Raw genomic sequence first — 9,881 nt, 5'->3', positions numbered from 1 at the left:
GTCCCCGAGGGACCGGGATTGGGCATTGAATTTAACGAAGAAGCGCTTGCAGACGTATCCCCTCCCGAACCCTCTACAGGATCGGGATTCCGCCGCGCGGACGGATCGTACACAAATTGGTAAAAGGAGCATAAAAGATGCGGAAACAACACCCCGGCTTATTCGCACTAATCGCTTGCATTCTCCTGCAGCCGGCCGCGGTAATCGCCCAAACCTCATTCCAATTTCAATACGGCAAACTCACAAACCCGTTTTCCGGAGCCGCGGAATACACCTCTATCCTCACCCTGCAACAGGCAGCGCAGTGGCAATATGGCGACAGTTTCTTTTTCATCGACTTTCTGGAAGATGGCGTTCCGGATGGCTTCAACGACAAAAGTATCTACGGCGAATGGTATCCGACCCTCAGCATTGGCAAACTGACGAACACAGAGATCAGCATCGGTCCCATCAGAGATATTTCTATAATCGCTGGATTCAATGCCGATTCCGATGCCAATGTCCTCAAATACCTGCCCGGCGTCCGGGCTTCGTGGAACGTGCCTGGCTTCTTCTTTGTCAACACCGACCTGACCGCCCTGATCGACGCCAGCAGCGGCACAGCGCACGGCGGCGCGCCCACAACGAGCAACAGCTTTGTATTCGACATCAATTGGGGGGCTGCCTTTGGAGCCGGCGGTCAGTCCTTCGGTTTCTTCGGTCATGCAGAATACATCGGTTCTCAGACCAACGAATTTGGTAGCGAAGTCAAAAGCTGGCTCCTCGTGCAGCCACAACTCACATGGGACTTGAGCAAGGCAATAAACGGCGAGGGCAACACGCTCTTCGTCGGCATCGAATACCAGTACTGGTGGAACAAACTCGGCACCACCACTACCGAAAATGTCGTGCAATTACTGATCGTGTGGCAACTCTGATTTCTTTGAAAAAACAAAAAGGAATTTCACCATGAAAGTGCGAATCGGCATCATCGGTTGTGCGCGAATACTAAACGCCCATTTGCGTGGCTATAAAATCCTGCAGGAAAACGGTTTTGGCGATCTCTTTCAGATCACAGCTTTGTGCGCACGCAAAGAAGAAGACGCCCACCGCTTCCGAAAGCGAGGCGAGGGGCCCGGTCCTCGTCCCGCACCTGTAGATGCCCCTGGAGATCCGCTCAATGCACCGCATTCATTTATCAGTGACCTGCATCCCGATAGCGATGCAGAAGTGTACACCAACTACAACGAAATGTTGGAAAAGGGCAAAATCGACGCAGTGATCATCTTGACCGGACACGACAACCACCACAGCATCGCCATCGACGCCCTGAGAGCAGGCAAACACGTCTCGGTCGAAAAACCAATGGCAATCTCGGTCAAAGCAGCCCAGCGAATGTGCGAAGTCGCCGACGAAACCGGACAAATTTTGAGCATAGACGAAAATGTGAATTTCAATCCCTCTACCTGCGCCAGTCAGTGGGCAGTAGAAAAGGGCCTGATTGGCGATGTACAAATGCTCTATCGCGGCGTCATCGGATTTCGCAATTCGCGTCCAGACCTCGTGGCCGCGCGAACGCCCTGGCGTCAGAGCAAACTGGGCGCGGGCGGGGGTGTTGCCATCGATCTGGGCGTCCACCTTTTTAACGGCGTCCGCACAATTTGTGGACCCGTAAAATCCATTCAAGCCCTATGGCGCACGCTCGAACCGGTGCGCGTCTTGATGTCCGACGACGACCGCGCCGTAGTCGATCAAATCGAAAATCAAGTAGATGATGCTTTTTTTGCCAACTTTGAATTTGAAAACGGTGGCATCGGGCACATGGCTGTATCGAGAAGCGCGCGGGGAACACAGGTCGGCGTACCGGGCGGCACGAATATTTGGGGCAGCAAAGGAGCGATTTCAGACGGCCAATTATTTGGCGAAGACGGCACATCGGAAGATGTGGAAGACCGATTTCAACGCGAAGCCGATCCATCGCGCATATCCGAAGCCATGCCGCGCGGAATCACCGACGCATTTGCGCTTGAAAACCTGAACTGGCTGCAAGCCATCGCAAACGGCAAACCCGTCCAGATGAGCGGCGAAGAAGGCACTATCGATCTGGCATTGAGCTATGCGATCCTCGAATCGGGATTGCTCGGACGCGCCGTCACCTTAGACGAAATGCTAAAAGGTGAGGTGGATGAGTATCAGAAAGAAATTAACGATTACTACGGATTATAATCCTGGAGCACACGATGAAAATCTCACCAGAACACCGGCAACAATTAGACGAGCAGGGCTATGTGATCATCCCCGATGTGCTCTCTGAATCCGAGATAACGCACTATCGGGCACTATTGTTGCGCCTCGCTGAACAAGAGCGCGGAGACGGCTCGGGCCGGGTACATACCAGTGGTAGGGGCCAGCATGTGCGGTGGCTGGTGAACAAGGGCAAACCATTTGAAAAGCTGGTGGCGCATCCCAAAGTCGTGCCCTATTTTGAATATATGCTCGGCGAAGATTATACCCTCAGCACACTCACATCAAACGTGATTTACTCAGGTGCCGAAGACAACGCGTTTCACGTCGATAATGCACTGGGCAAAATGCCCGAACCACTGCCCTCGTTCCCCATGTTTGTCAACACCCTGTGGCTCCTGAACGATTTTACCCCGGAAAATGGGGGCACGCGCTTTGTGCCCGGCAGCCATAAGTTCTTAAAAAAGCCCCCGCCAACAGACCATCCACACGCGCTTTGCCATCCCGACGAAATGCGGCTCTCAGCCCCAAAAGGCTCGGTATTCTTGTTCAACGGCGCAATATGGCACGCCACAGGATCCAACCGCACAGATGACGCCCGCGTGTGCTTGATCTGCTTCTGCTGCCGGTCATTTCTAAAGCCCATGTTCGATTTTGTACACTATCTCAAACCCGAAGTGGTGGATCGAGCCACTCCGGAAATGAAGCGCATCTACGGATTTAATTCTCAACCCCAGCCGCCGGATGTGCGCGATTAAACTGATCTCACAGGATTACGCATCAATCGCGCCCCCGATTCGCTATTTAATCGGGGATATTTTTAGATACTCCAACAAAAGAGGCAAGCCATGAAAATTACCGACGTCAAAGCCACAACATTAAAAGGCTACAAAGATTGGAACTACGTGAAAGTAGAAACCGATGCTGGCATATCGGGCATAGGTGAAGCGCATCCGGGCGAAGGCATAACCGATGCGGTGACAAAATGCTTGCGCCCCATGTTAATCGGGCAAAATCCCCTGAATGTCGAGCCACTCTACACCCGAATGCTCGACCGCAGCACCGGGCAATCTACCGCCGGGATACTCCTCGGCGCAATCGGCGGCGTGGAAACAGCACTTTGGGATGTCGCGGGCAAAGCCATTGGCGTGCCCATCTATCAATTACTCGGCGGAAAATATCGAGACCGACTGCGGATGTACGCCGATGTGGGCAGGGGACGAAATCGTACAAACACCCCCGAGACATGGGCCGAGCGCGCCAAAGAGGGCGTGGCAGATGGGTTTCAATCCATCAAATTCGACATCGACGGATCGGCAAACGAATTGCAGCATGACCCCGTGGATCGCGGTTTATCACTCGCCGAATTGGACAAAATGGAAGCCATGGTATCCGCAGTCCGCGACGCCGTCGGATATGACATTGACCTGTGCATTGACTGCCACGGAAAATACAATGTGCGCGACGTACTCTTACTCGCCCAGCGCCTGGAAAAATTCAACCTGATGTTCCTCGAAGACCCCGTACCCCCGGAAAATATCGACGCCATGGGCAAAGTAACAGCTTCGACATCCATACCGATCTGCACGGGCGAATGGGTCCACCGCAGAGATGGATTTCGCAGGCTAATTGAGAATCAGGCGTGCGACATGCTACACATCGATATCTCAGCGACCGGCGGCATGCTGGAAGGCAAAAAAATCGCCGACCTGGCAGATCTGTACTATATGCCCGCCGCATTCCACAACATCGTATCGCCGCTGGGCATGGTAGCATCCGCGCATGTAGGCGCAGCCGTGCGAAACCTCCACACCCTGGAACTGCCCTATCACGCAGACCAGATAGAATGGCGATGGGACCTCGTAATCAGCGACGAGCCATTGATTCAGGATGGACAATTTGTACTCCCAGAAAAACCGGGCCTCGGTGTCGAATTTAACGAGGACTTGGCACGCGCGAATGTAAAAGAAGGATATGAGTTTTTTGATTAGATATCTTGGGAATAGTTTCTCCTTGTTTTATAGTATCGTTATTAGTATCATATTTTCATGGCGAGCACGGCAGAAATCCTCAAGGCACTCCGCAATAATCCGAAAGGGGTTCGGTTCGCGGATCTCGTCAAAGTATGCGAAGAATATTTCGGAAAGCCACGCCAGAAGGGCACCAGCCATCAGATTTACCGGACACCATGGCCAGGTGACCCGCGAGTAAACATTCAAAATAACAAGGGCATGGCAAAGCCATATCAAGTCCGCCAGGTCATCAGAGCAATCGAAAAATTGGAGGACATGCAATGAGTGACCATTACACCTACCGCATCACCTGGTCTTCTGAAGACAACGAGCATGTGGGGCTATGTGCTGAATTCCCATCACTAAGCTGGCTGGCGCCTACTCCCGATGAGGCTTTGGACGGCATTCAGCGACTTGTGCGCGAATGCCTCACAGACATGCACACAACCGGAGAAAAAATACCTCAACCAATAGCTGATCGCACCTACAGCGGGAAGTTCATGGTGCGCGTACCGCCGGAATCGCACCGTGAACTCGCCATACAAGCCGCAGAACAAGGAGTAAGCTTGAACCGGCTTATAAGTGCACGGCTCGCAAAAACCACTTGATTGATAAGGAGGCATTATGGAACTCAACATCGGCATGATCGGATATTCATTCATGGGCAAAGCGCACAGCAATGGATTCCGCCAATTGCCCGCATTCTTTCCCGAACTCGGTGTAACGCCCGTACTAAAAGTAATCTGTGGACGCAATCCCGACGCCGTAAAAGACGCGGCTGAAACATACCAGTGGGAAGAATACGAAACCGACTGGGAAAAAGTCGTCGATCGAGACGATATCGACGTCATAGACATCTGCACTCCCGGCGATCAGCACCTCCCCATGGCACTGGCCGCACTGAAAGCCGGCAAACACGTCATCTGTGAAAAACCCCTCACAAACACCCTCGCAGAAGCCAGAGAATTGTTGGCCGTAGCTGAAAACACGAACAAAAAAACCATGGTTGCATTCAACTACCGCCGCGTACCCGCAGTGGCATTGGCGCGGCAACTGATCGCCGAAGGGCGGATTGGAGAAATTTATCATTGGCGCGCCGTGTACTTGCAAGACTGGATCATCGACCCCGACTTCCCACTCGTCTGGCGATTGGAAAAAGACAAAGCCGGTTCGGGGCCGCACGGCGATCTGAACGCGCATATCATCGACCTCGCCCTGCATCTCGTAGGCGACATCGACAGCGTAGTAGGTGCAGACACCACCTTCATCAAAGAACGCCCACTGCTCGAAGCCGTTGATGGGGGCCTGGGGGCGCAAGGTGGCGAACAAATGGGACAGGTGACCGTTGACGATGCCACCATGTTTTTGGCCCGGTTCCAAAACGGCGCGCTCGGCACATTTGAAGCCACGCGATTTGCCGCCGGACGGCGCAACTACAACCATTTTGAAATCAACGGAAGCAAAGGCAGTATCGCATTCAATCTGCAAAAAATGAACGAATTGCAATTCTATTCGCGCGACGACGAAGATCATATCCAGGGCTTCCGAGAAATTATCGTAGGTGAAGGCAGCCAACCCTTTATGGGCGCGTGGTGGCCACCGGGACACATCATTGGCTGGGAACACACATTCACGCACGAATTCAGGGATTTCTTTGAAGCAATTGCACAGGATGGAACCTTTTCCCCCGACTTTGCCGAAGGCACGAAGGTACAGGCTGTTTTGGAAGCCGTCGTCGATTCGGCAGCGTCAAAAACCTGGCAGGACGTGCCAAAAATTTGAGTTAAAACAGGAGAGAAAAATGGCAAGACCAGTTACATTATTCACCGGACAGTGGGCGGACTTGACACTGGAAGTCATGTTGCAAAAAGCCAGAGACTTTGGCTATGACGGCGTGGAACTCGCCTGTTGGGGCGACCACATGGACGTGCGCGAAGCCGCATCGAACGACGGCTATGTGCGCGAAAAAAAGGAATTGCTCGAACAATACAGCATGCAGTGCTTTGCCATTAGCAATCACCTGGCCGGGCAGGCCGTATGCGACAATATCGACGAACGGCACGAGGCAATCTTGCCGCCCCATGTATGGGGCGATGGCGACCCCGAAGGCGTGCGACAACGCGCCGCCGAAGAAATGATAGCAACAGCCGAAGCCGCAAAAGCCATGGGCCTGGCCGTGGTCAATGGCTTTACCGGATCCTCAATCTGGCATCTGTTATACTCTTTTCCCCCGGTGTCACCCGATCAGATTGACGCGGGATTTAGCGACTTTGCAGACCGCTGGAACCCGATTCTGGATGTCTTTCAAAAGAACGACGTGAGATTCGCACTCGAAGTGCATCCAACGGAAATCGCATTTGATATAGCTTCATCTGCCCGGGCATTAGAAGCACTGGAAAACCGACCGGAGTTTGGCTTCAATTACGACCCCAGCCATCTGGTCTATCAAAATGTGGATTATGTCGGCTTTATCCGCGAGTTCAGTGACCGAATCTATCACGTCCACATGAAAGACTCGTACCTATCGCCCAATCCCAAACGCGCGGGTATATTTGGTGGGCATACAAATTTCGGCGATCCAGACCGCAGTTGGGATTTCCGCTCAGTGGGTCGCGGCAGCGTGGATTTCGAAGAAATTATTCGCGCATTAAACGACATTGGCTACGATGGACCGCTCTCCGTCGAGTGGGAAGATTCCGGTATGGACCGCGAACACGGTGCGACCGAATCCTGCGCCTTTGTCAACGAGATCGACTTTGAACCCTCAGACGTAGCATTTGATGCGGCGTTTGAAGAATAGCTTTCAGCAGTCAGCAGTCAAACGGTCAGCCCTCCCATCCACCACCCAAACAGGGCGGGATAGCGAGGGCTGACATTTTTTTGGGGAATACACAATGGCACGTTATCTATTTCTCGCAATATTGATGATAATAACCGCTTGTGGACAACAAACCGGACGCACGGTCGTCTTTGGGCGCGGTGGCGATTCTGTCGGACTGGATCCCGCGCTGGAGACAGACGGCGAATCGTTTAAAGTATGCGATAATATTTACGAAACACTCGTCGCATTTGTGCCCGAACGCACCGACCTCGCACCCGGATTAGCGACTTCATGGCAAGCGTCAGAAGATGGTTTGACCTGGACATTTCAGTTGCGCGAAAACGTCGTCTTCCACGACGGTACGCCCTTTAATGCCGATGCCGTGGTTTTTTCACTCGCGCGGCAATTCAAGCCCGATCACCCATTCAACAAAGTAGAAGGCGCGTATCAATACTGGGCAGGCATGTCCATGAGCGACATCGTAAAAGATGTCCGCAAAATAGACGACCTGACCGTATCCATTGACCTGAAACGCCCCAACGCACCTTTTCTCGCAAATCTGACAATGAATTTTTGCGCCATCGTCAGCCCTGTTGCCGTCGAAAAATGGGGAGCTGATTTTGCGAGGCATCCCGTAGGCACGGGGCCGTTTCGATTTGTCGAATGGATAAAAGACGACCGCGTGGTATTGGAACGCAACCCCGATTATTGGGGACCAGCTCCCAAAATTGATCGCCTGATTTTTAGAAGCATTCCCGAAAACTCCGTCCGACTAATCGCGCTAACCCAGGGATCTATCGACGGCATGGACAACCTCGTGCCAGACTTCTTACCGACAATTGAATCAGATGAAAACCTCGCCTTGCTATCCCAGCCGGGGATGAACGTGGGCTATCTGGCGATGAACATGGACAAAGAGCCATTCCAGAACCTCAATGTGCGGCGCGCCATAAACCACGCAATCAACAAACAAGCCCTGATCGACAACCTGTATCAGGGATTAGCCATTCCAGCGGTCAATCCCATTCCGCCGACAGTCTGGAGTTATCGGCAAGAAACACCCGGCTATGAATACGATCCTGAAAAAGCCCGAACACTCCTATCCGACGCGGGATTCCCAAACGGATTCAAAACCACCCTCTGGGCCATGCCCGTACCGCGTCCCTATATGCCACAACCCCAGAAAATCGCCCAGGCAATCCAGGCCGATTTACAAACAGTTGGCATCGAAGCTGAAATCGTCACTTATGAATGGGGGACATATCTGGACAAAGTCCAGCGCGGGCAGCACGACATGGCATTGCTGGGCTGGACCGGAGACAATGGCGACCCCGACAACTTCCTCTATATTCTGCTGGACAAAAGTGCGACCCAAATGCCAGCCAATAATATTGCCTTTTATCGCAGCGACCCCTTGCACGACGTATTGGTGGCCGCTCAAAAGGAATCCGACAAAACAAAACGCACGGTCCTGTACCAACAGGCTCAAGAGATCGTTTTTCACGACGCACCCTGGGTCCCCCTCGTACACGCAACACAAACAGCGGCATTCCGCACCCGCGTCAAAGGATTTAAGCTACATCCGACGGGAAGCAAATGGTTTCACGATGTGACGGTTGAGGAATAAGCGCTCAATGTATCGGACATCTTTTTTCTAAGCGCCTCTTGCTCTGATCTCCAAAATCCTGTATCTATAGCGTACAACTGAACTCCTGTTAAACTTGTACACTGTCCGACAGGTTTATCCCGATCTAGAGAATTCACACCATGTCAGATACGACAACACATTTGCATCCCGATCCCAAAGCCTGCGCTGTCGCTCGTGCGGTCTGTGACGTAATCCATCCCAACACCGTCATCCTGTTCGGATCCCGCGCCCGGGGCGACTTTACGTCCGATTCCGATATCGACCTGCTCATCATCACTGACTCCCAGCAGATAGACCGGCAGGAATACATGCGCACGAGTGAGGCGGCTCGCCGCAAAGTCCAGGAAGTTTATGGCCACTCTATGGGCGTTGACCTGGTCCACCTGAGCGAGGACGCTTTTCACGACGGCCGCCGTGCCCGAAATCATGTCGCAGGGCAGGCTGTCCGCGATGGCGTCGATATATATGGCGCAAAAGTAATCTATGACAACCCGGAACCGACCAACTGGCCCGACATACGACAGCGAATTATCAATGCCAAACGGGAACTCCGCGTTCTGGAAGACCTGGTAGGGGCAAATTCGGCACCGGAGGCCATCGGTTTCCACGCCCAACAGGCCCTTGAAAACGCGCTAAAAGGCTGGATCTCAGCACTCGATACCGACTACAAAAACACCCACGACCTATCCGACCTATCGGGCATCATCCGAAACCATCCCGAAGAGGATGACACTCCCGCTGGAGAAAAGCTGACCTGGCTGACCGACTATGCCGTAAAATATCGCTATCACGGCATAGAGGTCAGCGTGGAAGACCGCTTCGAGTTGCTCGCTGCAGTAACCGAGACCGTAGAGACCATCATCGCCCGCATTCGGACACTAAGCAAAATGACTGATTAAAAAGAAAAACTCTTCATGATTGAATCATTTGGAGACAATCCTGCTGCTTAACCCATTTTAAGGACTTGTATCGCTTTCTCGCCAAACATAATGGGAATAGAAAACCACACAAAAGCCCAACGGCCTCCTCTAAACCGTTGGGCTTTTCCTATTAGAGCCTCAATGACACAGGTCTAAAGATTTCATTTTAAACATTGCCTATCAGTGTGGATTTGCGTCTTTATCGACGTTTAGCAAGGTGTACAGCGTCAAAATAAAACCACATATCAAAAAAATGG

Annotated in this window: 10 protein-coding genes; all 10 read left to right on the top strand. The window is 52.5% G+C overall.

All coding sequences use genetic code 11. The features are described 5' to 3' along the window. Positions 1–137 precede the first annotated feature (137 nt). The 10 genes from OXG87_17845 (at position 138) to OXG87_17800 (ending at position 9,603) form a co-directional block, all read left to right on the top strand. Entirely contained in the window at positions 138–917 is a 780-nt protein-coding gene (locus tag OXG87_17845; protein MCY3871416.1) for a nucleoside-binding protein, read from the top strand. A gap of 31 nt (positions 918–948) precedes the next feature. Beyond that, on the top strand, positions 949–2,205 hold the full coding sequence (locus tag OXG87_17840; protein ID MCY3871415.1) for a Gfo/Idh/MocA family oxidoreductase: 1,257 nt from the start codon (positions 949–951) through the stop codon (positions 2,203–2,205). Positions 2,206–2,219: 14 nt separating this feature from the next. Next, positions 2,220–2,981 (top strand): phytanoyl-CoA dioxygenase family protein, encoded by a 762-nt coding sequence (locus OXG87_17835; protein MCY3871414.1) that lies wholly within the window; start codon positions 2,220–2,222, stop codon positions 2,979–2,981. A 90-nt stretch (positions 2,982–3,071) separates the two neighbouring features. After that, entirely contained in the window at positions 3,072–4,214 is a 1,143-nt protein-coding gene (locus tag OXG87_17830; protein MCY3871413.1) for a mandelate racemase/muconate lactonizing enzyme family protein, read from the top strand. 57 nt (positions 4,215–4,271) lie between these two features. Further along, positions 4,272–4,520: a toxin HicA gene (locus tag OXG87_17825; GenBank protein MCY3871412.1), complete on the top strand. Its 249-nt coding sequence runs from the start codon at positions 4,272–4,274 to the stop codon at positions 4,518–4,520. Next, positions 4,517–4,843: a toxin-antitoxin system HicB family antitoxin gene (locus OXG87_17820; protein MCY3871411.1), complete on the top strand. Its 327-nt coding sequence runs from the start codon at positions 4,517–4,519 to the stop codon at positions 4,841–4,843. Before OXG87_17825 ends, OXG87_17820 begins: the two co-directional genes overlap by 4 nt. Before the next feature lie 13 nt (positions 4,844–4,856). Then, positions 4,857–6,017: a Gfo/Idh/MocA family oxidoreductase gene (locus OXG87_17815; GenBank protein MCY3871410.1), complete on the top strand. Its 1,161-nt coding sequence runs from the start codon at positions 4,857–4,859 to the stop codon at positions 6,015–6,017. Positions 6,018–6,036: 19 nt separating this feature from the next. Continuing rightward, positions 6,037–7,035, top strand: a complete 999-nt coding sequence (locus OXG87_17810; protein MCY3871409.1) for a sugar phosphate isomerase/epimerase — start codon at positions 6,037–6,039, stop codon at positions 7,033–7,035. A 94-nt stretch (positions 7,036–7,129) separates the two neighbouring features. After that, positions 7,130–8,683: an ABC transporter substrate-binding protein gene (locus tag OXG87_17805; GenBank protein ID MCY3871408.1), complete on the top strand. Its 1,554-nt coding sequence runs from the start codon at positions 7,130–7,132 to the stop codon at positions 8,681–8,683. A gap of 140 nt (positions 8,684–8,823) precedes the next feature. Continuing rightward, the gene (locus tag OXG87_17800) at positions 8,824–9,603 is read left to right on the top strand and encodes a HEPN domain-containing protein (protein ID MCY3871407.1); all 780 of its coding nucleotides are present in this window, start codon (positions 8,824–8,826) and stop codon (positions 9,601–9,603) included. The last annotated feature ends 278 nt before the right edge of the window (positions 9,604–9,881 follow it).

Source organism: Gemmatimonadota bacterium (genome assembly GCA_026706845.1).
Lineage (GTDB): Bacteria > Latescibacterota > UBA2968 > UBA2968 > UBA2968 > VXRD01.
The sequence above is the reverse complement of the archived record's forward strand: the minus strand, read 5'-3'. Positions and strand labels throughout refer to the sequence as shown.

What these genes read in the sequence shown, in the direction of transcription:
- OXG87_17845 (MCY3871416.1), top strand. Translation starts at nt 138, where the DNA reads ATGCGGAAACAACACCCCGGCTTATTCGCACTAATCGCTTGCATTCTC.
- OXG87_17840 (MCY3871415.1), top strand. Translation starts at nt 949, where the DNA reads ATGAAAGTGCGAATCGGCATCATCGGTTGTGCGCGAATACTAAACGCC.
- OXG87_17835 (MCY3871414.1), top strand. Translation starts at nt 2,220, where the DNA reads ATGAAAATCTCACCAGAACACCGGCAACAATTAGACGAGCAGGGCTAT.
- OXG87_17830 (MCY3871413.1), top strand. Translation starts at nt 3,072, where the DNA reads ATGAAAATTACCGACGTCAAAGCCACAACATTAAAAGGCTACAAAGAT.
- OXG87_17825 (MCY3871412.1), top strand. Translation starts at nt 4,272, where the DNA reads ATGGCGAGCACGGCAGAAATCCTCAAGGCACTCCGCAATAATCCGAAA.
- OXG87_17820 (MCY3871411.1), top strand. Translation starts at nt 4,517, where the DNA reads ATGAGTGACCATTACACCTACCGCATCACCTGGTCTTCTGAAGACAAC.
- OXG87_17810 (MCY3871409.1), top strand. Translation starts at nt 6,037, where the DNA reads ATGGCAAGACCAGTTACATTATTCACCGGACAGTGGGCGGACTTGACA.
- OXG87_17805 (MCY3871408.1), top strand. Translation starts at nt 7,130, where the DNA reads ATGGCACGTTATCTATTTCTCGCAATATTGATGATAATAACCGCTTGT.
- OXG87_17800 (MCY3871407.1), top strand. Translation starts at nt 8,824, where the DNA reads ATGTCAGATACGACAACACATTTGCATCCCGATCCCAAAGCCTGCGCT.